At 56.5% G+C, this 24,538-nt stretch carries 28 protein-coding genes; 12 read left to right on the plus strand and 16 right to left on the minus strand.

Going from position 1 to position 24,538, the window contains the following annotated elements; genetic code table 11:
• On the plus strand, positions 1-187 hold a 187-nt coding region (locus GHO41_RS30080; protein WP_218580249.1), incomplete at its 5' end, for a hypothetical protein.
• Here the strand turns inward: GHO41_RS30080 and GHO41_RS10570 are convergent.
• Positions 159-2,396, minus strand: a complete 2,238-nt coding sequence (locus tag GHO41_RS10570; protein WP_153433525.1) for a TonB-dependent siderophore receptor — start codon at positions 2,394-2,396, stop codon at positions 159-161. The two genes, GHO41_RS30080 and GHO41_RS10570, sit on opposite strands and share 29 nt — an antisense overlap.
• 227 nt (positions 2,397-2,623) lie before the next feature.
• Here GHO41_RS10570 and GHO41_RS10575 point away from each other — a divergent pair, with 227 nt between their 5' ends.
• Complete coding sequence (locus GHO41_RS10575; RefSeq protein ID WP_153433526.1) at positions 2,624-3,835, plus strand: YeeE/YedE family protein; 1,212 nt, start codon at positions 2,624-2,626, stop codon at positions 3,833-3,835.
• Between the two features lie 45 nt (positions 3,836-3,880).
• Here GHO41_RS10575 and GHO41_RS10580 read toward each other — a convergent pair whose 3' ends face one another.
• Entirely contained in the window at positions 3,881-4,627 is a 747-nt protein-coding gene (locus tag GHO41_RS10580) for a YafY family protein (RefSeq protein ID WP_218580250.1), read from the minus strand.
• A gap of 42 nt (positions 4,628-4,669) precedes the next feature.
• On the opposite strand from GHO41_RS10580, the gene GHO41_RS10585 reads away from it, so the two are divergent.
• A complete protein-coding gene (locus GHO41_RS10585) occupies positions 4,670-5,035 on the plus strand; it encodes a VOC family protein (protein ID WP_048373409.1) in 366 nt (121 codons plus the stop codon).
• A gap of 18 nt (positions 5,036-5,053) precedes the next feature.
• Here the strand turns inward: GHO41_RS10585 and GHO41_RS10590 are convergent, their stop codons facing one another.
• The 3 genes from GHO41_RS10590 to GHO41_RS10600 all read right to left on the minus strand — a co-directional run bounded on the left by GHO41_RS10590 (position 5,054) and on the right by GHO41_RS10600 (position 7,452).
• Positions 5,054-5,737: a YoaK family protein gene (locus GHO41_RS10590; RefSeq protein WP_048373407.1), complete on the minus strand. Its 684-nt coding sequence runs from the start codon at positions 5,735-5,737 to the stop codon at positions 5,054-5,056.
• Positions 5,738-5,932: 195 nt separating this feature from the next.
• The gene (locus GHO41_RS10595) at positions 5,933-7,045 is read right to left on the minus strand and encodes an FAD-binding oxidoreductase (RefSeq protein ID WP_153433527.1); all 1,113 of its coding nucleotides are present in this window, start codon (positions 7,043-7,045) and stop codon (positions 5,933-5,935) included.
• A 5-nt stretch (positions 7,046-7,050) separates the two neighbouring features.
• Positions 7,051-7,452: a GFA family protein gene (locus tag GHO41_RS10600; protein WP_153433528.1), complete on the minus strand. Its 402-nt coding sequence runs from the start codon at positions 7,450-7,452 to the stop codon at positions 7,051-7,053.
• 145 nt (positions 7,453-7,597) lie between these two features.
• On the opposite strand from GHO41_RS10600, the gene GHO41_RS10605 reads away from it, so the two are divergent.
• The gene (locus GHO41_RS10605) at positions 7,598-8,110 is read left to right on the plus strand and encodes a GrpB family protein (protein ID WP_048373401.1); all 513 of its coding nucleotides are present in this window, start codon (positions 7,598-7,600) and stop codon (positions 8,108-8,110) included.
• A 51-nt stretch (positions 8,111-8,161) separates the two neighbouring features.
• Here the strand turns inward: GHO41_RS10605 and GHO41_RS10610 are convergent, their stop codons facing one another.
• Positions 8,162-8,452 carry a hypothetical protein gene (locus tag GHO41_RS10610; protein WP_048373399.1) on the minus strand — a complete coding sequence of 97 codons (291 nt, stop codon included), beginning with the start codon at positions 8,450-8,452 and terminating at the stop codon, positions 8,162-8,164.
• A 201-nt stretch (positions 8,453-8,653) separates the two neighbouring features.
• On the opposite strand from GHO41_RS10610, the gene GHO41_RS10615 reads away from it, so the two are divergent.
• Positions 8,654-8,935, plus strand: coding sequence for a hypothetical protein (locus tag GHO41_RS10615; RefSeq protein ID WP_241486430.1), 282 nt, complete (start codon positions 8,654-8,656; stop codon positions 8,933-8,935).
• Between the two features lie 332 nt (positions 8,936-9,267).
• Here GHO41_RS10615 and GHO41_RS10620 read toward each other — a convergent pair whose 3' ends face one another.
• Both GHO41_RS10620 and GHO41_RS10625 read right to left on the minus strand, forming a co-directional pair.
• A complete protein-coding gene (locus tag GHO41_RS10620; protein ID WP_048389835.1) occupies positions 9,268-10,431 on the minus strand; it encodes a GGDEF domain-containing protein in 1,164 nt (387 codons plus the stop codon).
• A gap of 234 nt (positions 10,432-10,665) precedes the next feature.
• Positions 10,666-12,063: an MFS transporter gene (locus GHO41_RS10625; protein ID WP_153433530.1), complete on the minus strand. Its 1,398-nt coding sequence runs from the start codon at positions 12,061-12,063 to the stop codon at positions 10,666-10,668.
• Positions 12,064-12,191: 128 nt separating this feature from the next.
• Between GHO41_RS10625 and GHO41_RS10630 the strand changes: the two genes are divergently transcribed.
• Positions 12,192-12,818, plus strand: coding sequence for a metalloregulator ArsR/SmtB family transcription factor (locus GHO41_RS10630; protein WP_218580251.1), 627 nt, complete (start codon positions 12,192-12,194; stop codon positions 12,816-12,818).
• A gap of 76 nt (positions 12,819-12,894) precedes the next feature.
• On the opposite strand, the gene GHO41_RS10635 is transcribed toward GHO41_RS10630, so the two are convergent.
• A complete protein-coding gene (locus tag GHO41_RS10635; RefSeq protein WP_048389839.1) occupies positions 12,895-13,830 on the minus strand; it encodes a LysR family transcriptional regulator in 936 nt (311 codons plus the stop codon).
• Between the two features lie 368 nt (positions 13,831-14,198).
• Here GHO41_RS10635 and GHO41_RS10640 point away from each other — a divergent pair, with 368 nt between their 5' ends.
• Positions 14,199-15,485, plus strand: coding sequence for a Wzz/FepE/Etk N-terminal domain-containing protein (locus GHO41_RS10640; protein WP_256678726.1), 1,287 nt, complete (start codon positions 14,199-14,201; stop codon positions 15,483-15,485).
• On the opposite strand, the gene modC is transcribed toward GHO41_RS10640, so the two are convergent.
• The 6 genes from modC to GHO41_RS10665 form a co-directional block, all read right to left on the minus strand.
• Positions 15,477-16,565, minus strand: coding sequence for a molybdenum ABC transporter ATP-binding protein (gene modC, locus GHO41_RS10645; protein ID WP_153433533.1), 1,089 nt, complete (start codon positions 16,563-16,565; stop codon positions 15,477-15,479). The two genes, GHO41_RS10640 and modC, sit on opposite strands and share 9 nt — an antisense overlap.
• A 2-nt stretch (positions 16,566-16,567) precedes the next feature.
• A complete protein-coding gene (modB, locus tag GHO41_RS10650) occupies positions 16,568-17,248 on the minus strand; it encodes a molybdate ABC transporter permease subunit (protein ID WP_048373386.1) in 681 nt (226 codons plus the stop codon).
• Positions 17,249-18,016 (minus strand): molybdate ABC transporter substrate-binding protein, encoded by a 768-nt coding sequence (gene modA / locus GHO41_RS10655; RefSeq protein ID WP_153389703.1) that lies wholly within the window; start codon positions 18,014-18,016, stop codon positions 17,249-17,251.
• A gap of 113 nt (positions 18,017-18,129) precedes the next feature.
• Positions 18,130-18,786, minus strand: a complete 657-nt coding sequence (alkB, locus tag GHO41_RS10660; protein WP_153433534.1) for a DNA oxidative demethylase AlkB — start codon at positions 18,784-18,786, stop codon at positions 18,130-18,132.
• A gap of 5 nt (positions 18,787-18,791) precedes the next feature.
• A complete protein-coding gene (locus tag GHO41_RS29790; protein WP_088500292.1) occupies positions 18,792-18,956 on the minus strand; it encodes a hypothetical protein in 165 nt (54 codons plus the stop codon).
• A 32-nt stretch (positions 18,957-18,988) separates the two neighbouring features.
• A complete protein-coding gene (locus tag GHO41_RS10665; protein ID WP_153433535.1) occupies positions 18,989-19,291 on the minus strand; it encodes a DUF1883 domain-containing protein in 303 nt (100 codons plus the stop codon).
• Positions 19,292-19,501: 210 nt separating this feature from the next.
• Between GHO41_RS10665 and GHO41_RS10670 the strand changes: the two genes are divergently transcribed.
• From GHO41_RS10670 to GHO41_RS10680, 3 genes are all read left to right on the plus strand, one after another.
• Entirely contained in the window at positions 19,502-19,855 is a 354-nt protein-coding gene (locus tag GHO41_RS10670) for a hypothetical protein (protein ID WP_048373380.1), read from the plus strand.
• 184 nt (positions 19,856-20,039) lie between these two features.
• Complete coding sequence (locus tag GHO41_RS10675) at positions 20,040-20,690, plus strand: cytochrome c (protein ID WP_153433536.1); 651 nt, start codon at positions 20,040-20,042, stop codon at positions 20,688-20,690.
• Between the two features lie 5 nt (positions 20,691-20,695).
• Positions 20,696-21,613 carry a c-type cytochrome gene (locus tag GHO41_RS10680; RefSeq protein ID WP_371928894.1) on the plus strand — a complete coding sequence of 306 codons (918 nt, stop codon included), beginning with the start codon at positions 20,696-20,698 and terminating at the stop codon, positions 21,611-21,613.
• A gap of 38 nt (positions 21,614-21,651) precedes the next feature.
• Here the strand turns inward: GHO41_RS10680 and GHO41_RS10685 are convergent, their stop codons facing one another.
• Positions 21,652-21,837 (minus strand): hypothetical protein, encoded by a 186-nt coding sequence (locus tag GHO41_RS10685; protein ID WP_153433537.1) that lies wholly within the window; start codon positions 21,835-21,837, stop codon positions 21,652-21,654.
• A 283-nt stretch (positions 21,838-22,120) separates the two neighbouring features.
• On the opposite strand from GHO41_RS10685, the gene galU reads away from it, so the two are divergent.
• Both galU and gorA read left to right on the plus strand, forming a co-directional pair.
• Entirely contained in the window at positions 22,121-22,960 is an 840-nt protein-coding gene (galU, locus tag GHO41_RS10690; RefSeq protein WP_048373375.1) for a UTP--glucose-1-phosphate uridylyltransferase GalU, read from the plus strand.
• Positions 22,961-23,095: 135 nt separating this feature from the next.
• Positions 23,096-24,454: a glutathione-disulfide reductase gene (gorA, locus tag GHO41_RS10695; RefSeq protein ID WP_153433538.1), complete on the plus strand. Its 1,359-nt coding sequence runs from the start codon at positions 23,096-23,098 to the stop codon at positions 24,452-24,454.
• The last annotated feature ends 84 nt before the right edge of the window (positions 24,455-24,538 follow it).

Below are 24,538 nucleotides of genomic sequence, written 5' to 3' on the forward strand. Positions count from 1 at the left end.
CGTACAACTCGCGCACCAATATTTTTTACTTAAAAAACAATGGGTTATTTCATGTTTGATAGGAGCGAGCTTGTCTCACGATCTTTTGATCATATGTTTTGTTCAACAGATCAAAAGATCGCGAGGCAAGCTCGCTCCTACAGGCTGGATGGTTGGTGTTACAGCTTCCACTCCAGACCCAGGCTGACGGTTCTTGGCTCGCCCCAGAACACGCCGTTATAGAAGCCGACGTTGTCGTAGTACTTCTGGTCCAGCACGTTTTTGACGTTCAACGTTGCCGAGACGTGGGTATCAAACTCGTAGCGTGCCATCAGGTCGAGGAGGGTATAGGACTTCTGGGTAATGTTTTCCTTGAAGGTGTTCGGATTGCCTTTTGCATCTGTCGTCCCGTCGGGGCGACTGGCGGCACGGTAGATATCGCTCTGCCAGTTAACGGCTGCCCCCACGGTCATCGCGCTCCATTCACCCGGGAGTTTGTAGGTAGTCGATACCTTGACCAGGTTCAACGGTGAGGCCGTATTGATGCGTTTGCCGTCGGCGTTAAGCGAGTGGGTATAGGTGTAGCCCGCCATCATGTTCCAGTCGCGCATCACTTCACCGGCAAGCTCAACTTCAAAGCCTTTGACTTTGTTGCCCTTGCCCCCGGAAGTGTAATAGTTCTCACCATTCGGGCCGCGCGGCACGGAGCTGTCGATTTCCGGCACGTTATCCTGCTTGCTCCAGAACACCGCGCTCGTCAGGTTCAAGCGTTCCTCCAGGAAGCTACCTTTGAGCCCCACCTCATAGACGCTGCCGACCACGGGCTTGAGGTACGAGCCGCTGACATCTTTATTGGTAGAAGGCTTGAAAATGTCGGTATAGCTGACATAGGCCGTTAACTCTTCAGTGAAGTCATACAGTAAGCCAGCATAGGGGGTGATCATGTCGTTGTGGGTCTGCACGACTTTATCGTAGCTGACACCGCCAGGTGCTTTATCGTCGAATTCGCGTTCAACGTTTGAGCTTTTCCAACTGCCATAACGTGTGCCGAGCACGGCGTGCCACTGATCGGTGAGGTTAAAGCGCGTGGCCAGGTAGCCGGACTTCTGTTTGACGGTGCTGTGGTTGCTGTCGATACCGCTGTCAAGGTCGCGGTATTTCGGGATGGCGCCCATATCACGCCAGTCAGGCACCCTATCGTAGCCCTCAGGGTTTAAACCAATAAAGAGCGGCGAGGTGTTGTCGTACTTGGCTTCGCCGTAACCGACCATTAATTCATGATCACGCCCCAGCAGGGCGTAAGTGCCCGACAGGTTAACGTCGATCGCGCTCATGGTTTCGTCACCGGCAAAGTGGCTGCTATAGGCCGACATGCCGGTGCCATCTGCGTTCGGGAAGCCGCCACCGGCATAATACACCTTGCCTTCGGAGTCGCTGGAACGGTGGGTATAAGCGGCTTTCAGGCGCCAGTTATCGAACAACTGCTGGTCGAGGGTGGCGAAGGCGGTTTTGTCCTTCTTCGGCCAGGAGCTCCAGGGCGTCGCATAATTGGTCGAACGCCCCAGGTTGGCCTTTTCGCCAGTACCGGTCCAATAGGGCGTTGTGCCCCAAGAGGAGCCGCGAACCTGCTTGTCCTGATAGTCGTAACCGACGGCCACGGTGGTGTTGTCGGTGAGGTCGGCCTCCAGAATGCCGTAAGCCACTTCGCGCTTGAGTGCGTAATTATCGCGAAACGACTTGCTGTCTCGGTAGGCCAGTACGGTACGGCCGCGCAAACGGCCGTCGAACCCCAGTGGTCCTCCCACATCGACGTAACTGTAGTAGTCGTCATAGCTGCCGCCGCTGACTCCGGCTGTGGCCGCCAGTTCGTGGGTCGGGCGTTTGCGGATCATGTTGATGGTCCCCGAGGGGTCACCCGCGCCGGTGGTCAGGCCGGTGGCGCCGCGGACCACTTCAATGCGGTCGTAGATGATGGTGTCGGCGTCAGTCTTCATGTAGCTGAAGGTGTTGAGCATTCCGTCAATCTGGAAGTTATTGATGGTATAGCCGCGTGACGAATAGCTGACCCGGTCCGAGTCGTTGTGTTGCACCACCACGCCGGTGGTATGACGCATGGCTTCAGTGAGGGTATTGAGGTTGAAGTCATTCATTTCCTGGCGGGTAACCACCGAGATCGACTGTGGCGTTTCGCGAATGCTCAAGTTGAGTTTGGTCGCGGTGTTGGTCGAGCCGGTGGTATAGGAACCGGTGTCTTCAGTCGTCGAACCCAGTCCTTGGGCGCTGATGCGGGTGCTTGCGAGTTCCATGCCGGAAGGTTTTGTCTCAGCTTCATCCAGGGCCTCAGTGTCGGCCAGCAAGTGCGAACTGCTGATAAGGCCGAGGGCTAACGTGACGGAACGGGTGAGGGGAGCACGCATTGCAACTGATTCCTTGTCAGATTTTTGAAGTTGTCAGTGCTTCAAACGAATGACAAAGGAGATAGTTAGGGCATTTTCAGTGTGTTGGCTAAATAGAGACTTTTCGCACAAGCACCCTGTAGGAAGAAGGCTACGTGCAACCCGTCAATCAACAACAGTACACATACGTTCACGGTTTATACTGGCCGCCTTCGCACATCTTCAAATCAAACAAACCGAGATTCTTAATGAGCCGTTCTCTGTCTATCGCACCGGAGCGCAAGTCGTTTGCGCCGCTGGTGGCTTTTATCTTGTTATTACTGGGCGCAGCGTTCCTGCAAAACACAGTGGGTTCACGCCAAGTGTTATTGCTGGTGGTGGGCGCTGCACTGGGTTTAACGCTGTATCACGCGGCTTTTGGCTTTACCTCGGCCTGGCGGGTGTTTATCAATGACCGGCGCGGTGCCGGCTTGCGCGCGCAAATGATCATGTTGTCGGTGGCCGTACTGCTGTTTTTCCCGGCGCTGGGCTCCGGCACGCTGTTCGGTCAGCCCGTGGTCGGGCTGGTCGCGCCAGTGGGTGTATCTGTAGTGTTCGGTGCGTTTATTTTCGGCATCGGCATGCAGTTGGGGGGCGGCTGCGCTTCCGGCACCTTGTTCACGGTCGGCGGTGGTAATGCGCGAATGCTGGTGACGCTGTTCTTTTTCATCTGTGGCTCGGTCATCGCCACCCATCACGCCGACTGGTGGTTTGCCCTGCCTTCGCTGCCTGCCACCTCCATCGTCAAGAGTCTGGGGGTCGTGCCAGCGCTGCTGCTGAGCCTGGCCATTTTCGGGGTGATTGCGGCGGTTACAGTGCGTATCGAAAAAGCCCGTCACGGGCAGCTTGAAGCGAGTGTGACCAGCGAACACCAAGGGCTGCGCCGCTTCCTGCGTGGGCCATGGCCATTGGTCTGGGGCGCGATTGGCCTGGCCTTGCTCAATTACGCCACGCTGGCTTTGGCCGGTCGCCCGTGGGGCATCACCTCAGCGTTTGCCTTGTGGGGCGCCAAGGCGGTGAGCGGGCTGGGCGTGGATGTCAGCAGTTGGGGCTTCTGGCAAGTGCCGAGCAATGCCAAGGCGCTGGCGGCACCGGTGTGGGAAGACATCACCAGTGTCATGGACATCGGCATCATCCTCGGCGCGCTGCTGGCTGCGGGGCTGGCCGGTCGCTTTGCTCCGAGCCTGAAAATTCCCGCTCGCTCGCTTTTCGCGGCGGTGATCGGTGGTTTGCTGCTCGGCTACGGCTCACGTCTGGCGTATGGTTGCAACATCGGTGCGTACTTCAGCGGCATTGCCTCAGGCAGTCTGCATGGCTGGGTGTGGCTGGTAGCAGCTTTTCTGGGCAACAGTGTGGGCGTGCGCCTACGGCCGTTTTTCTTCGTCGGCGAGCGTCCGCAGGTGGCGTTGAGCGGTTGCTGAGGCCTTAATTGCCATCAGAGGCTTTTGTCGCACAGTGTGTGGGTTTCATGGATTGTGCGGCAAAGGCTGCTCATTAATTCCGCGTTCGCGGTTGCGGATTTTCCATTGACTTAATAGCCACCCACCCTGGCCAGTAAAGAACTCTGTGCTGGTGGTGCAGTGGCTGATTCTTGCCAGCCTGAAGTGCCGAAAATCGCTGCGCAGTTCACACCACGCCGCGAGGATCCGAAAACCGTCAAAGTAGCCGATGGATACGGGTCGTATCAGGCGTTGACTAAGCGTTTGACTAGCATCTGTGTAGTCAATTATTACTTTTTGCTCATGCCGGATGGCATCGCGCAGCGTTTGGGCGGTGTTCCCGTCATCGTCATCTGACAGGCCGGGGCCAGCAAACAAGGCCGTATTGTCGAACTGTTCGACCCTCTTATGTTCAAGCACTGCGCGGATCTTGCTTTCAACATCAGCCGCCGCGTGCGACAACCCGGAGTCGGTTCTGCGGCTGACCCACCGCAAGCCTAACAGCAGAGCCTCCAGTTCCGTTTCGGTAAACATTAGCGGGGGTAGGGTGAAGCCGGGCTTGAGCACATAGCCGATGCCGGGCTCGCCGCGGATATCGGCCCCTTGACTCTGCAGCGCAGTGATATCGCGGTAAATCGTGCGCAGGCTGACACCGGTTTCGTGAGCGAGCACATGACCGCTGACAGGGTAGCGATGTCGACGGAGTATTTGCAGTAGAAGTAACAAGCGTTCTGAACGTGCCATGCCGGGCATGCTGACATGATTTGTCAGCATCGTCGAATAACCTGCGCGCTCTTACCTCACAAGGGCAATGCGATGAACCATCCCAACCTTCTGATCCTCTATGTGGCCGATACGGCGCGTAGTCGTGCTTTTTACGAACAGCTCCTGGAAAAAGCCCCTACGAGTAATTTCCCTTCATTCGTTTCCTTTGAGCTAGCTAACCAGCTACATCTCGGGCTGTGGTCAGAGCAGGCGCCGAACTTCAATAGCGCTGGCACAGGACAGCGTATGGAAGTCGGTTATCTGGTTGAAACCGAGGTCTTGGTTGAAGCCACCTATCAACGCTGGCAAGTACTTGGTATCACCATTGAACAACCGCTGGCGCGTGCAGTATTCGGCCTGACCTTCGTAGCACTGGACCCGGACGGGCATCGCTTGCGTGTGTGCATGCCAGATTGAACGCGAAGCCGTAACGGGTCAAACCGTGGCCGCGCGGTGTGATTTCAAGCACACCCACATCGCGGCAATGATGGGCACCAGCAGGCTCCACAGCCCGATGGCCAGGTAAAGCAGGGCGGCGCTCAAGCAACCCGCCGTGAAGCCAGTCAGGTTCACGGTGATGGGCGCCATGCGAGTCCGCACACGGGCTCGCTCCAGCGCGTCGCGTTCTGTTAGCAGGGTGAAAATGTCGATCGCCAACTGGGTAACATTGCCCGTCATCAAGGTGGTCGGTGGCGCGGCTTTCAGGTGTTGACGCGACAGTGTGTTTTGTATGGCCATGGCTGCCACGCCGACCATTCCGGTGGTAAGTGCCATGGCTGAATCCGGGTCGCTGAAGGGTCCAAACCACACGGCCAGGCCTCCAAACGCCGACAGCAACAGCACATAAGCTGCCAGCAAAATATGCAGTGAAGCCAGGTTTCTGCGGTGTAGCGCGCACGCGGCGAGGTGAGTCAGGCCGACGACAAGGGCAAACACCGGCAATGCCATCAGCTTGCCGATAATGCCGGACGTGCCTTGAACAATGCTGACCCCCAAGGTGACAAAGTTGCCGGTCACGTGAGCAGTAAAAAGCCCTTGTAGCGCAATAAACCCGACGGTATCGACGAACCCACCGTTAAAGCTGAGGGCGGGGGCTATTTGGCGAGAAATGTCTTGCATAGGGGGGCGACTTTACTTGGCTAAGAAAAAGCCAGCTTAGCAACCGTGCGCAGGGCCTCCCGGTCAACAGCTTCAGCAAAACGGACAGATGCCTTATTTCAAGGGCCAGCACTCGTGTAACAGTTGACGAGCCATGCGAGGCTACGTCCCGCTGCGCAGCAGCCGTAAAGCCTCGCGACAGCGTGGCGTCGAAGCTCACGGCCTCTTCTGTGGAGGAAGCGTGTCCAGACAGAACCGGTCAGGCCGACACGGTGCGAGCGCATCGCTCAGTTTGGCATCCAGAATTTCTTCACTCACCAGGCGGCCGACTATGGCCGCCAGTGCAACGCCGGGGTGCAGGGTGCAGACATACACACCGCTGACATTGGGCAAATACCCGATGATGGGCAGGCGATCGATCGATATCGGCCTGAGCCCTACACACGCCAACTCCGGCTCTGATAAAACCACGCCTTCAAGTTCGCTTTCGATGGCCTTGGTCGTCCGCTGCGCCACAGCGGACGGCTGGTTCTCGGCGCTGTCGTCCAGATAATCTTCTGCCGCCAGCAACGTTCCATCCGCAGCTTGTCTGACTTCCATCGCTGAGTTGGAAATGATTGTCTGCACCAGACCAGGCTGCGCCGGGTAGCGGATAAAAATGCAAGGTGAAGCTTGCACAGGGAGGGGGCAGTTGAGCATCCGAGTCAGCTCGGCAATACCGGTCCCGGCTGCCAATACCACGGTATCAGCCACTAATGTGCCGTTTGAGGTTTCAATCGCTGTCCCTGTGCCGTGCAGGGTTTTAAAGCCCAGCACACGGGTTTGCGTGAGTACTTTTGCCCCGTTCGCCTGAGCGCCTGCGATCAGTGCGTGGGTGGCTGCGACAGCGTCCAGTGCGCCTTCTTGCGCCACATACACCGCCTGTTGTGGTGGCTGCTTGAGGTTCGGTTCAAGGGCGAGAATCTGTGATCGGCTCAGCAACTGAGCGTGAGCAGGCGACACTTCACTCAGCCCCTCGCCATACGACAAAGCGCCCGTCCAGCGTATGTTCAGCGCTGGCAGTTGCGCTTCAAGGCGGTGGTATTCCTTGATGGCTTCGCGGCGCAGTTGGGCTATCGGGTCCGGTTCGCCGTGCGTGGTGTTGATCCAGGCGAACGAGGTTGCGGTCACCCCTGAAGCAATCTCGGCCGCTTCAACGACAGTGACCTTCGCCCCTTTGTCAGCCAGGTGGTACGCCAACGAGGCGCCGACGATACCGGCACCGATAACCACAATATGCTTGTCAGGTGTTAACGCCATAAGGTCTTCCTTGTCTCGGCTTTGATCCATTGACGTTACGGATGTTGCGGCCAATGATCGCTAATGTCATGCCACGTGGCCTTTGACGCCACACAGATATGCTTTTGTTTAGCGCCGGTGATGGCTGTGTCGAGGGTACCCATGGCGATTGAAATCCAGTCGGCGTAGGGCCCTTTTGAAGTTGACCAAAACATTGATGAACCGCACTCGCCGCAGAACTGACGCAAGACCGACTCTGAAGACTCAAATGACTTGAGGCTTTCAGCACCGCGGGTCAATTCAAGATCGTTACGCAGCACATTAAAAAAGCTGGCAAAGGCGGCCCCGTGGCCTTTGCGGCATTGGCTGCAATGACAGTGTGAAACCACCTTGGGCGGCGTAGACGTTTGATAGTGGATAGCGCCGCACAAGCAACTGCCGAGCAAGAGGTTATCCATTGGCGCACATTTCCAGACGAGGAGAGCGCCACTCTAAACGCGGGCGGGCGCGCATCTCAATGGTTACTACGCCGCACGCCGTCATAATTCAGCCACTTCAGCGCCGTAAGATGGCTGGCCTCTGACTGTGACGCAAGGAAAGCCTGTGGCTCTCACCCGTAAAATCTCGCCGTACGATCCTCAATGGCCGTTGCAGTTTTCAACTGAAAAACAGCGCGTGGCCCAGGCCTTTGATGCCGAGTTGATTGACATTCATCACGTCGGAAGTACCGCTGTACCCGAGATTTACGCCAAACCGGAAATCGACATGTTGGTCGTCGTGTCACAGCACCTCAATGAAGAGGTCCGCAGCGAGTTCTTGCACACATTGGGCTACGTGCGGGGCAGTGATCTTTCTGCGGGGCATCACTTCTACCGTCGCGATGTCGACGGGGTGCGCACCCATAAAATCCACGTCTGCGCAGCGGGGCATGTGCAGATAGACCGCATGCTGCGCTTTCGCGACCTGTTGCGAGAAAACGACACCATCCGCCAGCAATATCAGGACATAAAGCTACAGTTGGAGGCCAACAATCGCGGAGGGATTGGCGAATACCTCTCGCATAAAGCGCCTTATATCGATGCCTGGCTTGAGCCGTTTATGGATGAGCAAGATTAGCCGCAGGCTTGTTTGGTGTGTCGTTTTTAGTCGTAACGGCCTGAGTTGCGTTTAAGGTGCGAGCAAGCTTAGCAACTCAGTTGTCAGGGCAGCAGCCTCTTGTCTATATCCGGCAGCCCAGCTGTTTGACCAATCATCAGGCCGTCCCTGATCATCCCATTCTGCCAGTGCAAGCCCGTTCAAAATTTCCAGTTCAAACCAGACGCGTTGCCAGGCATCGCCGTCCTCGACCAACGCAGTGTCTTGCCACAAAAATTCGGTTTGCGCGACAAAAGACGACCATGCGAACAGGTCCTCCGATGCCCGCTCGGCCACGCTGCGCCAGCGCTTAGTGATTGTCATCAATAACGACCTCAGATAGTGGGTATACACGGTTTTACCGCTGGTTTTTGCAAGCGCCTGCCTTAGTGCATCAACCCGTTTTCAAGCTGTGGAAGCGAATTATCCGACCATCGTGTCAAATGTGAGTTCTATTGCGCAGACTTGCCGACCTCTACTGTGCGCATGAATATGGTCCGCAATTAACCCGTTATGAGCTTTCACATGACACAAACGCCTTTATACCTTTTTGCGAATGTACGCCACCCCTGTGAGGGGCGACCCAATGTGACGGCTATTGTGTTGTTTGGTCTCACTGTTGAAGGGGAAGACTCGCCTGTCTATATGGAGATTCGTTTCATTGATTACCTGGCCCGGCAGATAGACGGCGATCACCTCATGTTCTCATTGGATCAGGCCCTCATGTCTGCACGAAATGACTACGGCATCCTGGAAACTGATTGGCGCGCGATGAGCACAGAAGAAATTGACCGTATTGACTGGTAAAGCCTTGAGTGCGGCACGGGTGCCATTGACAAAAAAGCCCGCCAGACAAGAGCCGGCGGACCATGTGCAGGTAGCAATCACCCAGGTGCTATTTCTGGGTGATGCTGTCCGGCAAGGCATACGCAATGATGTTAAAAGAAAGCCACGAAAGAACAGTGTTGGATAATTGCCATTGAGTGAATGTTTTAATGCTCAAGGCTTTTCGCAAGTCATTGCCAAACATCTGGCCTCAGATTTGCCAGTCAGTGATATCTGATGCCCGGACAATCTGAAGCCAGCGTCAATTTGAAACGTAGAGTTTCAAGTGCACAGACCCGTAGTTAAGCTGTTTTTTACAATTGATTAGCCGTGGTCCTGTCCACCAAACGCAAACTGTTACGCCCCCCGCGTTTGGAGGCGTAGAGCGCGGCGTCACCCAGTTCGATCAACTGGCTGAGGCTGGCGGGTGGGCGGTCGAAGAGTTCGGCGCCGATGCTCAGGGTCACCGCTTGTGGGGTGACGAAGGTTTGTGAAGTGGCGAGGTAAAACGGCTCGCGCAGGGCGCTGGCCAGCGCTTCAATGCGCTCGCTTGAGGCGTTGCTCAACAGGATCACGAATTCATCGCCGCCCAGCCGGGCTGCCAGTGCGTCTTTGGGCAGTACCGCACGAATCATTTCGCTCAGGGAGATCAACAGCCGGTCGCCTGCCGTATGGCCAAACAGATCGTTGATCAGTTTGAAGTTGTCGATGTCGATCAGCAGCAAAGCCCCAGGTCGTTCGGCTGAGACGCCGTTCAGCAAGGGCGGCGCGCGCATTTCGAGGGCTCGGCGGTTGTACAGGGCGGTCAATGGATCGCGGGCGGCGAGGCGGGCAATCTGTTTCTCGCGCCGGTAGCGTTCGGTTCCGGTCATCGACAAGGCTATCAGCATGATCGCCATTGCGCCTTCTACCAGCGAGATCTGAATGATCTCGCCGCGAAACGCGGCCAGGTCAATAAACTCGCCCGGAAGCACTGCGATCAGCGCTTTGATGAGATAAAACACCCCGTGAATCAGCAGTACATAGCGCAACTGCACGGCGCCCACGCTCAACGACTTGCCGTGGGGGCGCAACAACCAGCTGGCCTTGAGTGCCAAGAGAGCGACCAACAGCGAATTGACCAGCAACATGACTCTGGACCATGACGGCTCATTCGGGATGAGCAACAGTACGGGCCAGATCGCAAAAATAAGGTACCAACTGCGCGACAAACGCACTTGTGTGAAGCGCGCAACACCCAGCAGAAACAGCCAGTGGGCCACCACCAGCAAGCCGTTGGCGAACCAGATACCGATGAGCAGCAGTCCGATACTGCGTAACAGCGCAAGGGACGAGCCTATGGCGATGGTGGCAAAACCTGCACTCCATAACAGCAGCGAGGATTCTCGCACGCTGCGCCATTCAATGGCCAGATAGAGTGCGGCGGCAGCGGCCAGCGCGATGGTCAGGGTCAATAAAGTGAGAGGGTCGAGCGCCATGAATTGACCGGCTTGCCTTGAGTGCGGAGGTGCTGGCAATTGTATGCGTATTTAGTGACTTTTCGCAGACTGCAAGACGCACTTCATCCCCAGTGGGAGCGGGCTTGCTCGCGATGCAGGCAATTCGGTGTATCAGTCACACCTTGTCGGCCACATCGCGAGCAAGCCCGCTCCCACAACAATGCTACCCGTGCGGGGTCCTCCTGCCGATCTGAACGATCTTTTGAGCATCTGTTAACTGCGCACAGCCCGCCGAGCCATAACCAGCGCCAACACTGGTGCCACGGTAAACAGCCCGAACAACCACAGTGCAGCATTGGCGATGCCGGTGTTGCCTGTCGCGTCGTTGATGCCCGCCACGTTGGAAATCACCCCGGCCAATGCTGCGCCCATGGCCATGGCGAATAATTGCAACGTGGTGATCGAGGCCGCAGCGGTGTCTTTGTCTCGCTCCGATGCCACCTGCAAGATGCGCGTCAGCAGGTGCGGCCAGCCCAGGCCGATGCCAAATCCCACCAGGAACAGCCCGAGACAGATCGGCGCCAGTTGCATCCATTCACCCAGGCCCGCCATGGGCGTGGTGATTGCCAGCATTACCAGGCCAATCACGATAAACAGCGGCCCCGCAAGGATGGCGCGCTGTGGGCCTCGACCTGTCCAGCCGGAGCTGAGGATTTCCGAGACGGTCCAGCCCGCCGCCATCAACGCTGTCATGTAGCCGGCAGCCAACGGCGACTGACCATGCAAGTGCTGCAGAAAATACGGCATGAAGATTTCGCTGCTCATCCCGATCACCAGCAGGCAAGTGGTCGCGTAGAGTGCGCAAAGCGGGGTACTGAACCTGAACGCGTCTTTAGGCAGCAGGCGTACCGAGGCACTGGATTCGTAACGGATCAGCATGAATACCAGTACCGCGCAGACGCCGATACCCAGCACGTTCCAGCTTGGCAGCGACGAGACACTGCCTGCACACACCGCCAGCACGGCAGCGGCCAGCAGCACCAGTTGCACAACCGGCAGGCGCGTAGACGCAACGGCTTCACTGTCGCGGGGCGGCAAGGCGCGGTGAGTCAAGGCGATATAGGCAAGGCTCACCGGGACCATGACACCAAAGGCCATGCGCCAGGCATCCATTTGGGCAAATACACCCCCCACCGCAGGCCCGACCAACGTCGCGACACCCCACATACCTGACACCAGCGCCATGGCACGCGGCCACAGACGCTCTTCAAACACTAATTGAATCATCGAGTAACACAAGGCCAGCAGCACGCCACCGCCCAGCCCTTGAATCAAGCGACCCGCCAGCATGATCGGCATGCTCGGCGCCAATGCGCAGATCAGCACGCCGACCATAAATATCAAGGTGGCGATGGTATACGCCAGGCGAGGGCCGGTGTGCTGGAGCAATTTGGACGTCAGTGCAGAGCCTAGGATAGAGGCCACCACGTACAGCGTGGTGCTCCAGGCATAGAGTTCCAACCCGCCGATTTCAGCGACCACCGACGGCAAAATCGTCGTGGCGATATAAGTGTTGGTGGCATAAAGCGCAATGCCACCCGAGAGGGCAATGGAGCGGGTGGCGTTCTTGCCGAGGAGTAATTCTCCCCAACTGCTGTCTTGGGCTTGCATGGATGTTTCCTTGTGCGGCGACTGCCTGTGAACGCTCGGCGAATTGCATGAAACGTGGGGTTAGGTTAATTTGCCAAGCAATTGCTTTGAATATTGCTGTGGGGCTCTTTATTTTGTCAAGAAATGACTTGGAATATTCGGCGTCGTCATCGCCGGTGGATCGCCTTTTACATCTGCTCAAAACACGCGGGCCACAACTGGCCAGTGATGCGGGCGAGTATTTGGGCACCACCGGGGAGGCGGCGCGACAACAATTGGTCAAGCTGGCGGCCAGCGGTTTGGCAGAGGCCAAGGCAGAGGTGCGCGGTGTCGGGCGCCCGACGCAGGTCTGGCACTTGACCGCAGCGGGGCATGCGCGTTTTCCGGACACGCATTCAGAACTGACGGTGCAGCTGTTGCAGACCGTGCGCGAAACCTTTGGTGAAGACGCGATAGAGCGTTTGATCGACGTCCGTGAGCGTCAGACCCAGGCGCTGTATGAGCGCGAAATGCAAGGTGTGGTGGGCCTTAAAGCGCGAGTCGAGCGCTTGGCGCAGTTACGCAGCCGCGAAGGCTACATGGCCCAATGCAGCGAGCAACCGGATGGCGCCCTGATACTGGTGGAAAACCACTGCCCGATCTGCGCAGCCGCCACGGCATGCCAGGGGTTTTGCCGGGCAGAATTGCAGGTGTTCGAGCAGGTCCTACAGGCAAAAGTCGAGCGCGTGGAACACATTCAGTTGGGGGCAAGGCGCTGCGCTTATCGCATCGTATGAATGCCCCGTGGCACAGGCAACGTGGGTGCTTTCAGTCAGTTACAGCGGCGGTTCCGGCGTTAGTGGGAAGGGAGGCTCAAGCCCAGTGCGCCGGGTCATCGACGATGGCCTGGTGTTCTTGCAGCACCTTCGGGATTTCGTTTTTCAAGAACTCGACCCACGTTTTAACCTTCGCATCCAGAAAGCGGCGCGAAGGGTAGAGCGCATAGATGCTTTTCTCATGCAGGCGGTAATGCGGCAGCAGGCGGACCAATGAGCCGCTGAGGTAGGACGCCATGCTCACGTAGTCCGGCATCAGGCAAACACCCAGCCCCGCTTCGGCAGCTTTGGCCATGGCCTCGGCCACGTTGACCCGAAACACTTCACCCGGACGAATCGAACGCTCACCCTGTTCATCACGGAACGTCCAGCTGTCGGTGAATAAAGGGTCGACAAGGTGCAAGCAACGATGCTCGCTCAGTTGTTCCGGGGTTTGCGGGATGCCATGTTTTTCCAGGTAGGAAGGGGCGGCACTGAGCACGCTGTAAATACGCCCCAACTCTTGGCCCACCAGCTCGGAGTCAGGCAGATGAGCTGACAAGGTAATGACCACGTCGTGGCCTTCTTCAAACAGGTCTGGCTGGCGTTGCGACAGGGTCAAGTCGACATTCACTTGCGGGTAAAGCTCGGCGTACCTGGCGACCAAGGGGGCCAGCAACTGAATCCCGATGCCTGTGGTGGATTGCACGCGCAAATGGCCACGGGGTATCAGGTGCGCCCCTCCGGCTTCAGCATTGGCGTCTTCAATTTCTCCGAGAATCAGTCGGCAACGTTCCAGATAGCGCATGCCGACTTCGGTCAGGGCCAGGCGACGGGTGCTGCGCTGCAACAAGCGTGCTTGTAGTGAAGATTCAAGTTCAGACAGCAAACGAGAAGTTTGCGCGGTTGAATAGCCCAGCGCCTGAGCCGCTGCAGTAAAACTGCCTGTCTCGACTACGCGCACGAACACTCGCATCGCCTGAAAAATATCCATGCTTCTTGTAACCCCACACGTAGGCGTGCTTTTTGGTGATGGCAATCATTACACAGAGCGCTGAAAGATGCCGTGTTGGCGTGCTCACCGGTTTTAGATGACAAATCATTGTGTGCTGTAGGTATATCCTTTTTTGCCGTAAAAAAATTCTCTTATAAAACAAAAGGCTATGAGGCTCTGCCACAAAAAGTGCGCAGCCCGTGGTTTCGCGTTACTTGATTTTGTCATCGTATGTGCTTGATTCTTATGGATTGGGATCTTTTCGTACAAGAATCTGTCAGACGTTTATTCTGTTTTTGCTCAGCTCTTTCATGCCTCAATCAAAGAGGTCAGCTGAACAAGATGTACTACTCACAAGGCGCCTATTTTTGAAAAACACCGAGCATCCGCGGCCTAAAGCCTCTAGCCCCGAAATTGACCTGGTCGACCTGTTTTCTTTTTTTTGGCAGCAAAAGAAATTTATTGCGACTACTTCAGTAATCGCTGGCGCCATTGCACTAGGCTACGTCTTGGTTGTGCAGCCAATTTATCAGGCAAGCACCGTGCTGCGCCCCGCAGAGATTAATGAACTGGATGCCTTGAACCGTTCAGAGGTCTACAAGCTCCCACCAAATGAAGCGCTATTGAAAGTCGGTGCAGCGCTGGATTCCTATGAGACGCGCCTGAGCTTCTTCCGCAGCCATCAGGATTTGTTCAAGCCGCTTGAAAAAGAGGGTATGACGCTTGAACAAAGCTTTGAGGTGTTTAACCGGGACTCGATCAACCTGACCCAAGTCGGCGTCAAAAACCCTGATGCCTTGAGCCCGTCTATCAAGCTTGAGCTGACCTATCCCAAATCGGTTCTGGGTGTCGATATCATCAATGGGTTTGTTGCCTACGCAATCGATAACCAGCGTGCGCAAATCAGTTCTGATCTCAAGACCATTATTAATAACCGGCAGAAAGAGCTGAGAGAGAAGATCAGCGCCGCGCGTTTGGGCTACCAGTCAGACAAAGAAGCCAAGATTGCCACGCTTGAAGAAGACGATGAGTTAAAGCGCGCTACCTTGAAGGACGAATTGCAGGCCCTGCGCCTGCAACTCAAAGCCATGCGTGAAGCGCGCATTGATCAACTGGACGAAGCCATCAGCATTGCCAGCACGTTGGGTATTTCCCGCCCGACCACGCCTTATGCAATGGGCGAGAGTGCTGGCGGCGGATCACGGGTGATTCGCACAGACATCACCTCCCAGGATACGCCGCTGTACTTTTTGGGCACTCAAGCCCTGCAAGCTGAACGCGCCGTGTTGCTCAAGCGGACTTCCGACGACTTTACCGACAAAAGGGTTCTGGAGATCGACAAAAAGCTGAAGTTGCTGGAGGTCAATCGCGAGGTTGAGCAACTCGGCAAGCGCGCGAATGAAGACGTCTACCTGAAAAATATCGAGCCTTTGCGTGCAGAGATCGTCCGCCTGGGTAATTTGAACACTGATATGAGCGCGTTGGGCCTGGTCAGTATTGACCGTAAGGCGCAGGCGCCTGTCAGCGCGCTCAAGCCGAAAAAAGCCCTGACCATTGTGCTGGGCTTGTTCCTCGGTGGTCTGTTGGGCTTGGGGATTACCACGGTGCGTTACTTCAATGTCCGCCGCCGTGATGAGCTCAAGCAATCAAGCTAAAACCGCAACAGATTTGATCTGCAGCCAGATGCTTTGCCCCGGCTGCAGGTCAAGCTGGTCACGGGAGTAGCGGGTAATACGAGCCAGCAGGGCGCTACCGGCGATGTCCAGACGCACCAGCACATGAGCTTGGTTGTCTGCCGCAGTTTCGCTGATGACAGTGGCTTGCAGGCTGTTGAGGATACTGCTGTGTTCACTGCGATGGAGGCTCAGGCTGATGTCGCGGGCCTGCACCTTTACCCGTAGGGCCTGACCCACCGCCAGTGGCGCATGGGCAACCCGCAAGCATTGAGTACTGTTTGGCAGTTGCAGGGTCAGCAATTGATACTGCGCATCGTATTCACACACCGTGCCTTCGATTACCACGCCCGCGTCATCGCCCTGCGACAGCGGCAGATCAAGCCTGGCCAGAATGTCACCGACAGGCCCGCTGGCCAGAGCCTTGCCTTCACTCAGGAGCACGATGTGGTCTGCCAGACGCGCGACTTCATCCTGCGAGTGGCTGACATACAGCACCGGTATATCCAGTTCGGCATGCAGGCGCTCAAGGTAGGGCAGGATCTCGGCCTTGCGCTGGCTGTCGAGTGCGGCGAGCGGCTCGTCCATCAGCAACAGTTTGGGGCTGGTCAACAAGGCGCGGGCAATACCGACCCGCTGACGCTCGCCACCCGACAAGTGATTGGGGGCACGTTCCAGCAGATGAGTGATGCCCAGCAGGTCGGCCGCGTGGGCCAGTTCTACCCGCCGTGCCTGGCGCGGGATGCGGCGCAGGCCGAATTCAAGGTTGGCGCGCACCGAGAGGTGCGGGAACAGGCTGGCTTCTTGAAAGATATACCCCAGTGACCGTTTATGAACCGGGACAAACAGCTTGTTGTGGCTGTCCTGCCAGACTTCGTCATTGATCTGCACGAAGGCATGTTCAGCACGCTCCAGACCGGCGATACAGCGCAGGCAGGTGGTCTTGCCAGACCCCGAGTGACCAAACAAAGCCGTCACCCCTTTACCGGGCAATTGCACGTCCAGGTCCAGCGAAAAACCGGAATAGCTGAGCTGCAGCCGAACAGTGATGTGTGAACTCATGTTCAACTCCAGGTGCTTTGAGATTTGCGGCTTGAGTACAGCGCCAACAGCACCAGAAATGAGAACACCACCATGGCGCCTGCCAGCCAGTGCGCCTGGGCATATTCCAGTGCTTCAACGTGGTCGTAGATTTGCACGGAAACCACGCGGGTTTTTTCCGGGATATTGCCGCCAATCATCAGCACCACGCCAAACTCACCGACCGTGTGGGCAAAGCCCAGAATCGCTGCAGTGATAAAGCCGGGGCGTGCGAGCGGTAGCACCACGGTAAAAAAACAATCCCAAGGATTGGCCCGCAACGTGGCGGCAACTTCCAGAGGTCTGGGACCGATGGCGGTGAACGCGTTCTGCAAAGGCTGAACGACAAAGGGCATTGAATAAATCACTGAGCCGATCACCAGCCCGGCAAAACTGAAGGTCAGCGTTCCCAGTCCCATGGCCTGGGTGAGCTGCCCGACATAGCCGTGCGGGCCCATCGCCAGTAACAGATAAAAACCGATGACGGTGGGCGGCAGCACCAGCGGCAAGGCCACGATAGCGCCAATCGGGCCGCGCAGCCGTGATCGGGTATGCGCGAGCCACAGGGCGATCGGAGTGCCGACCAGCAGCAGAATGACCGTGGTCAGTGACGCCAGCTTCAGGGTCAGCCAGATGGCCGCAAAGTCAGCACTCGAGAGCGGCATTTACAGCTGATAACCGTAGGATTTGATAATGGCCGCCGCTTTAGGGCCTTTCAGGTATTCAGCCAGGGCTTTGGCAGCGGGATTATTCTCACCCTTCTTCAGGATCACCGCGTCCTGTTTGATCGGATCGTGCAAGGCTTCTGGCACCAGCCAGGCGGAACCTTCGCTGACTTTGCCGTCTTTATAGATCTGCGACAGGGCGACAAAGCCCAACTCGGCATTGCCCGTCGAGACGAATTGATAGGCCTGGGTGATGTTCTGGCCTTCAACAATCTTGCCTTTGACCGCGTCAGTCAGCCCCAGTTTTGCCAGCACTTGCGTAGCCGCGAGGCCGTAAGGGGCCGCTTTAGGGTTGGCGATAGACAGGTGTTTGAACTGGTTTTGCTTCAGCACTTCGTCAGTGCCATTGATGTAGCCGTCTTTGGCTGACCACAGTGCCAGCGTGCCGATGGCGTAAGTGAAACGTGAGCCCGGGACGATATCGCCTTCTTTTTCGAGTTTTTCTGGCGTGCTGTCATCGGCTGCCAGAAAGACTTCAAACGGGGCGCCATTTTTGATCTGGGTGTAGAACTGACCTGTGGCGCCATACGCAGCGATCACTTTGTGCCCGGTGTCTTTTTCAAAGTCTTTGGCGATGGCCTGAATCGGCGCGGTGAAGTTGGCCGCGACGGCTACCTGAACGTCATCGGCCTGCGCTGAAGTAAACGCAAAACATCCGATCAGTGCCGCAAGCGCGGAGGGGGCAAAGTGTCGAGCGCGAAGATTCATGGCGTAACTCCATTCCTTTAGAAGCGTGAGCTGCCCGAATTGTTGGGTTGGTTTTGGTCGGGCTAGAGGAAGATAGACGGTATATAAAAAAATATATAGCCCTGTGCTATGCCTCAGCCTGCCTTGCGCAGGGTGATATTGATGCGCTGCTCGCCCAACTCTGGATGGCTGCCCGGTTTTATCGGCAGTACGCCATGGAAACGCAAGCGATCGACGCCGCCCCACACCACCACATCGCCATGAAACAGAGAGATCCTCTGCGCCGGGTCACTGCGCTGAAAGCCGCCAAATTGGAAGACCGCAGGCAGGCCCAGAGAAATCGAGACAATAGGGGCATCGTAACAACGTTCGTTCTTGTCCTGATGCAGGGACATTTTTGCGCCGGGACTGTAGGTATTAATCAGCCCTGCATCAGGTACAAAACCTGCAAAACCAGCCGCGCTCGCGGCGCCAGCAGCGATGTCGAAAAAGGCCTCTGGCATGTGCGGCCAGGCTGTCGCGCTGACGGGGTCAACAGGGCTGTAGCGGTAGCCGTGGCCGTCCGAGGTCCAGCCCAAATCACCGCAACTGCTTAAACGGGCCGACATGGTAAAACCGCCGGGGGTTTGCATGTGCCTGAAGGGCGATTGCTGCAACACGGCCTCAAGAGCGCTTAACAGTGCCTCGACCCACGGCAGGGCGAACCCGCGAAGCACAAACGCCTGCGCACCGATGCGTTCGATCCGGGCAGGCTGCTGCAGGTCTTCTTCGCCAAACAGGTCGAGCGTCATCGGGCTTAGAGCGCCTTGCTGACCTTGATGTCGGTAAATACCTCGGTATCACCGTGGAGCTTTTTCAGTGCTTCACGTGCTTCTTCTTCGCTGCCGGTTTTGAGCTGGGCAAAGTCAAAGCGGCGTTCGTCGCTGAGCTTGTACTTGATGACGTATTTAACGGTGTCCACAATATTTCCTGTCTATTAAAGAGGTGTCAGGCTTAGCGCAGCTTGGAGGTCGAGCGACGTACGATCTTGATCGTAGGCTTGAACGAGGGCTTGCGGGTCACGCTGATGGCACGGGTAGTCACCGTATCGATGGTAATGTTCCAGAAACCGGTGCTTGGCGCAGTGATGCGAGCCGGGAAATCTTTGAATGCGCCGCCGTGATAAGAGTGGCGCCCGCCATTCTTGAAGCTGCGAAAGTGCGCATCGCTCATCAGGCGGATGTTGCAGGGCTGGGAGCACTCGATAACGACAATGTCGTCTTCGTTAAGGTGCTCGCGCTGGTGAAAGAACTTCATGTGGGCTCCAAAAAGGGGGCTTTTGCCAAAAAATCAGCACGATAGCACGTGCTTTAGTCCAAGCTTGGGTCTAAAGGCGCTTATTATGCCGTGGTCCAGGCGAGTCTGACGTAAAAGGCAGATAGTTGGCCACTGTTGAAAACTTATTCCCTGACATCAGGGAGCAAAGTTAAAGATTTACTGTCTTAGGGTCTTTAACGGAGGAATTGTATGAAGTGGGGCGTTTTGGTGGCGGTGCTGGCGTTGGGTGGCTGTGCTTCAGTGACGGATATCGAACACACGATTCCTACCCTGAATGTTATTTCGGGCAAAAAACCGGACGCCTATGCTCAATGCCTGGTGCAACAGTTGTCCAAAACTCGAAACGACCCACAGATCGAGCCGCACAAAGATGGGCTGAGAATTATCGTGCCGCAAAAGCTGACCTCCAATCCAACGGCGGTCATTGATATCGAAGAGCGTTCAGGCGGCAGCAGCATCAAGGTCTATGAAAGCATGTCCAATGTGCCGGTTCGCCCGGGGGACATTCGTCAGTCAGCTACACATTGTATTTCTGGAGAATAACGCAGGCACTTGATCCGCCCGCGTTCCCCATAAAACCTGACAGAGGCTCAAGGCTGCGTCAGGTTTTTCTATGCCTGTTTGCCGGGTTCCTTTGCTCATTGGTTGTGACTCTGTCGGAATTCCCCTACGCTCCATAAGGCTTATATTTTTTAGGCCTAAACTTATAACAATAATGGAGTGGGTCATGATTCCACTTAACCGAGTGCTGTTGGGCGGCGTAGTGCTGCTCACGCTCAACAGCGTACAGGCGCAAACTTCTGCCAACATTTACCTGCAGGGCGGGGCACAGCCCGGTGCCCTGGCGTGTGTGGCTTGCCACGGGGCTGATGGCATGGGGCTGGCACCTGCAGGTTTTCCGCGATTAGCCGGTATTTCTGCTGACTACCTGAGCAAACAGCTTCACGACTTCCAAAGTGGCAAACGGGTCAGTCCCGTGATGCAGCCGCTGGCCAAGGCCTTGACTGACGACGAAATTATCTCGGTCACCCAAGCTATTGCTGCGATGCCGGCGCCGTCAGTCCCGCCGATCAATCGCAGCAGCATGCCTGAAGGCGTGGGGGAAACGCTGGCATTGCGTGGCGCCTGGGATCGGCAAATCCCGGAGTGCGTGAGTTGTCATGGGCCGGGCGGGGCAGGGGTGGGCAGCGCTTTCCCGCCATTGGCCAATCAGCCTGCGATGTACCTGGTGGCGCAGTTGAATGCCTGGCGCGATGGCTCGCGCGAGAATGACCCCAACGACTTGATGGGCCATATCGCCAAGGCCATGAGCGAAGACGAAGTCAAAGCCGTGGCCGAGTATTTCTCAACCGTGGGCCACAAGGAGATCGCGCCATGAAAAGCATGATGCCTGCTTGCGCGCTGTCGATGCTGTTGAGCCCTGTCGCCCTGGCCGCCACGATCGCCATGGACGATCAGAGCCAGATCAAAATCCCACCGGTGAGTGGCCACGGCCCGGAGTATTTCCAGCCGCCGCTGGAAAGCGAACTGCCGGATAACGCTTACGGAAAAATGGTTAAAGACGGTTATGCGCTGTTTGTCGATACCAAGCGCCAAGCCCCGCAGTTCGTGGGCAATGGCCTGAACTGTACCAACTGCCACCTGGATCAGGGGCGCATGGCCAATTCGGCGCCACTATGGGGTGCTTACCCGATGTACCCGGCCTATCGAAAGAAGAACGACAAGGTCAACACCTTTGCAGAACGTTTGCAGGGCTGTTTTCAGTTCAGCATGAATGGCGGAACACCCCCTGCGGCCGACAGTCGTGAGATCACCGCATTGTCGGTGTATGCCTATTGGTTATCGACCAAAGCGCCGGTGGGTGTCGAGTTGCCGGGGCGTGGTTACCCGGATGTCGCGCAGCCCGCCGGTGGCTACGATCTGGTACGCGGCGCTGCGGTCTACAAGGACCAGTGTGCGATTTGCCATGGCGATAATGGCCAGGGGCAAAAGGTTGGCGCTGATTACGTGATGCCGCCGCTGTGGGGCAAGGAGTCTTACAACTGGGGGGCCGGCATGCACCGGATCAACACCGCTGCCTCATTCATCAAACACAACATGCCACTGGGCAAGGCCAACAGTTTGAGCGATGAACAAGCGTGGGATGTGGCCGCCTACATCAATACCCATGAGCGGCCGCAGGATCCGCGTTTGGTAGAAGGCTCGGTCGAGAAAACCCGACTCAAGTACCACGCCAATGATGGTGTGAATGCTTACGGGCAGACCATTAATGGCGTGTTGATAGGTGTCGGTACCCAATAAACAAGGCTGCCGCCCTCAGGCGGCAGAAGCGTCTATGCTCAATCCTTGCTGCGCCCGCGAGGTGCTGGCCCAGCAAGGTCTTCAAAGACTTCGGCAACCTCGATTGCGGCTTTTTCCGAGGGGAATGGTCCCGCGACGTGTTCGCCTGATGGAGCGACCATCCACCATTCTTTTGAACTGACATTTTTTATCAGGTAACCGTTGACGCTTTTTGTGGCTGACATCGAAGCTGGGACCTTTAAGAATCGAAAACGGCGGCAATAATACCGCCAATCGAGGGCGTTGGCCTCGTGATATGGCGTTTGGCCGCAATCTGCCTGGAGCAGGTGCCGACGTGTTAACTGCTTCACTCAGTCGATGAGTAGTTGAAAAATAAGTAATTAATGAACTTGTTGGCTAAAAATTCATCTAGGTTGGCATCAGTTTGCTATTCGGGGCATTGTAACGTCGATGCCGCCTGATTAGACTGCGCCAAAATTCGAACGTACAGCCCTTTTAAGGACTCATATGATCAAGAAATGCTTGTTCCCAGCAGCCGGTTACGGCACTCGCTTTTTGCCAGCGACCAAGGCCATGCCAAAAGAAATGCTGCCGGTGGTGAACAAGCCACTGATCCAGTACGGGGTTGAAGAAGCACTGGACGCTGGCTTGAATGAAATTTCTATCGTCACAGGACGTGGCAAACGCGCACTGGAAGACCACTTCGACATCAGCTATGAGCTGGAAAACCAGATCAAGGGCACAGACAAAGAAAAATACCTGGTAGGCATCCGTCGCCTGCTGGATCAGTGTTCGTTCTCGTACACCCGTCAAACCGAAATGAAAGGCCTGGGCCACGCCATTTTGACTGGCCGCCCGCTGATCGGCGACGAGCCGTTTGCTGTGGTACTGGCAGATGACCTGTGCGTAAACCTGGAAGGCGACGGCGTACTGACGCAGATGGTCAAACTGTACAACCAGTACCGTTGCACCATCATCGCGATTCAGGAAGTTGACCCGCAAGAAACCAACAAGTACGGCGTCATCGCTGGCGACCTGATTGGTGATGACCTGTACCGCGTGCGCAACATGGTTGAAAAACCAGCACCGGAAGACGCGCCATCGAACCTGGCCATCATCGGCCGCTACATCCTGACTCCGGACATCTTCGACCTGATCAAGCAGACCGAGCCGGGTAAAGGTGGCGAGATCCAGATCACCGACGCCCTGATGAAACAGGCGCAAAACGGTTGCGTGATTGCCTACAAATTCAAAGGCAAGCGTTTCGACTGCGGTGGTGCTGAAGGCTACATCGAAGCAACCAACTTCTGCTTCGAAAACTTCTACAAAACCGGCAAGGCTTACTAACAGAGCCTGCGTGTAGAACGTTGCAAGACAAAGCCACCTTCGGGTGGCTTTGTCGTTTATTTGCCTCGCGTTAACTGCCGGCGCTGGTCAATCGCGCTGGAGCGATTATGCTGATGGCCTGCCTAGGAGAGAGAAATGGCCTACGAATTTGATTTGTTTGTAATTGGTGCGGGTTCCGGTGGTGTGCGTGCTGCACGCTTTGCTGCGGGTTTTGGGGCCAAAGTGGCGGTAGCAGAAAGCCGTTATCTGGGCGGTACCTGCGTGAACGTAGGCTGCGTGCCGAAAAAGCTGCTGGTCTACGGTGCGCACTTCGCCGAAGACTTCGAGCAAGCGTCCGGCTTTGGCTGGAGCCTGGGTGAAGCGAATTTTGACTGGGCGACCCTGATCGCCAACAAAGATCGCGAAATCCAACGCCTCAACGGTATTTACCGCAACCTGCTGGTCAACAGTGGCGTCACCCTGATGGAAGGCCACGCCAAACTGACCGGGCCCAACGAGGTTGAAGTCAATGGCCAGCGTCATACGGCCAAACATATCCTGATCGCAACGGGCGGCTGGCCGCAAATTCCGGAAATTCCGGGGCATGAGTTGGCAATCAGCTCCAACGAAGCGTTCTTCCTCAAAGAGCTGCCCAAGCGCGTGCTGGTGGTGGGTGGCGGCTACATCGCCGTGGAATTCGCCGGGATCTTCCACGGTTTGGGTGCCCAGACGTCGTTGTTGTACCGCGGGGACATGTTCCTGCGTGGCTTTGACGGCGCTGTGCGCAAACACCTGCATGAAGAGCTGACCAAGCGCGGCATGGACGTGCAGTTCAACGCAGACATCGCGCGCATCGACAAGCAGGCAGATGGCAGCCTCAAGGCCACCCTTAAAGACGGCCGTGAGCTGGAAGCCGATTGCGTGTTCTACGCGACGGGGCGCCGTCCGATGCTCGACAACCTCGGGCTGGAAAATACCGGGGTCAAACTCGACAAGCGCGGCTTTGTGCAAGTCGATGACCTGTACCAGAGCACCGAACCGTCGATTCTGGCGATTGGTGACGTGATTGGCCGTGTGCAACTCACGCCAGTGGCTTTGGCCGAAGGCATGGCGGTTGCGCGTCGCCTGTTCAAGCCTGAGCAGTATCGCCCTGTTGACTACCGCATGATCCCGACTGCGGTGTTCAGTTTGCCGAACATCGGTACGGTAGGACTGAGCGAAGAACAGGCCATCGAAGACGGGCACAAGGTGCAGATCTTCGAGAGCAGCTTCCGCCCAATGAAACTGACCCTGACCGAGTGTCAGGAACGTACGTTGATGAAACTGGTGGTCGATGCTGACACCGATAAAGTGCTGGGCTGCCACATGGTAGGGCCAGAGGCGGGGGAGATCGTGCAGGGACTGGCGATTGCCTTGAAAGCCGGTGCAACCAAACAGCATTTTGACGAAACCATCGGCGTCCACCCGACGGCGGCTGAAGAATTCGTCACCATGCGCACGCCGGTTAAACGGTAAATCCCTTTGTAGGCGCGAGCTTGCCTCGCGATCTTTTGATTGTTTAAAAGATCGCGAGGCAAGCTCGCTCCTACAGGGTTTTTA

This window comes from Pseudomonas sp. FSL R10-0399 (assembly GCF_009600165.1).
Lineage (GTDB): Bacteria > Pseudomonadota > Gammaproteobacteria > Pseudomonadales > Pseudomonadaceae > Aquipseudomonas > Aquipseudomonas helleri.

What these genes read in the sequence shown, in the direction of transcription:
- GHO41_RS10570 (WP_153433525.1), bottom strand. Translation starts at nt 2,396, where the DNA reads ATGCGTGCTCCCCTCACCCGTTCCGTCACGTTAGCCCTCGGCCTTATC.
- GHO41_RS10575 (WP_153433526.1), top strand. Translation starts at nt 2,624, where the DNA reads ATGAGCCGTTCTCTGTCTATCGCACCGGAGCGCAAGTCGTTTGCGCCG.
- GHO41_RS10580 (WP_218580250.1), bottom strand. Translation starts at nt 4,627, where the DNA reads ATGCTGACAAATCATGTCAGCATGCCCGGCATGGCACGTTCAGAACGC.
- GHO41_RS10585 (WP_048373409.1), top strand. Translation starts at nt 4,670, where the DNA reads ATGAACCATCCCAACCTTCTGATCCTCTATGTGGCCGATACGGCGCGT.
- GHO41_RS10590 (WP_048373407.1), bottom strand. Translation starts at nt 5,737, where the DNA reads ATGCAAGACATTTCTCGCCAAATAGCCCCCGCCCTCAGCTTTAACGGT.
- GHO41_RS10595 (WP_153433527.1), bottom strand. Translation starts at nt 7,045, where the DNA reads ATGGATCAAAGCCGAGACAAGGAAGACCTTATGGCGTTAACACCTGAC.
- GHO41_RS10600 (WP_153433528.1), bottom strand. Translation starts at nt 7,452, where the DNA reads ATGGATAACCTCTTGCTCGGCAGTTGCTTGTGCGGCGCTATCCACTAT.
- GHO41_RS10610 (WP_048373399.1), bottom strand. Translation starts at nt 8,452, where the DNA reads ATGACAATCACTAAGCGCTGGCGCAGCGTGGCCGAGCGGGCATCGGAG.
- GHO41_RS10615 (WP_241486430.1), top strand. Translation starts at nt 8,654, where the DNA reads ATGACACAAACGCCTTTATACCTTTTTGCGAATGTACGCCACCCCTGT.
- GHO41_RS10620 (WP_048389835.1), bottom strand. Translation starts at nt 10,431, where the DNA reads ATGGCGCTCGACCCTCTCACTTTATTGACCCTGACCATCGCGCTGGCC.
- GHO41_RS10625 (WP_153433530.1), bottom strand. Translation starts at nt 12,063, where the DNA reads ATGCAAGCCCAAGACAGCAGTTGGGGAGAATTACTCCTCGGCAAGAAC.
- GHO41_RS10635 (WP_048389839.1), bottom strand. Translation starts at nt 13,830, where the DNA reads ATGGATATTTTTCAGGCGATGCGAGTGTTCGTGCGCGTAGTCGAGACA.
- modC (WP_153433533.1), bottom strand. Translation starts at nt 16,565, where the DNA reads ATGAGTTCACACATCACTGTTCGGCTGCAGCTCAGCTATTCCGGTTTT.
- modB (WP_048373386.1), bottom strand. Translation starts at nt 17,248, where the DNA reads ATGCCGCTCTCGAGTGCTGACTTTGCGGCCATCTGGCTGACCCTGAAG.
- modA (WP_153389703.1), bottom strand. Translation starts at nt 18,016, where the DNA reads ATGAATCTTCGCGCTCGACACTTTGCCCCCTCCGCGCTTGCGGCACTG.
- alkB (WP_153433534.1), bottom strand. Translation starts at nt 18,786, where the DNA reads ATGACGCTCGACCTGTTTGGCGAAGAAGACCTGCAGCAGCCTGCCCGG.
- GHO41_RS10665 (WP_153433535.1), bottom strand. Translation starts at nt 19,291, where the DNA reads ATGAAGTTCTTTCACCAGCGCGAGCACCTTAACGAAGACGACATTGTC.
- GHO41_RS10670 (WP_048373380.1), top strand. Translation starts at nt 19,502, where the DNA reads ATGAAGTGGGGCGTTTTGGTGGCGGTGCTGGCGTTGGGTGGCTGTGCT.
- GHO41_RS10675 (WP_153433536.1), top strand. Translation starts at nt 20,040, where the DNA reads ATGATTCCACTTAACCGAGTGCTGTTGGGCGGCGTAGTGCTGCTCACG.
- GHO41_RS10680 (WP_371928894.1), top strand. Translation starts at nt 20,696, where the DNA reads ATGATGCCTGCTTGCGCGCTGTCGATGCTGTTGAGCCCTGTCGCCCTG.
- GHO41_RS10685 (WP_153433537.1), bottom strand. Translation starts at nt 21,837, where the DNA reads ATGTCAGCCACAAAAAGCGTCAACGGTTACCTGATAAAAAATGTCAGT.
- galU (WP_048373375.1), top strand. Translation starts at nt 22,121, where the DNA reads ATGATCAAGAAATGCTTGTTCCCAGCAGCCGGTTACGGCACTCGCTTT.
- gorA (WP_153433538.1), top strand. Translation starts at nt 23,096, where the DNA reads ATGGCCTACGAATTTGATTTGTTTGTAATTGGTGCGGGTTCCGGTGGT.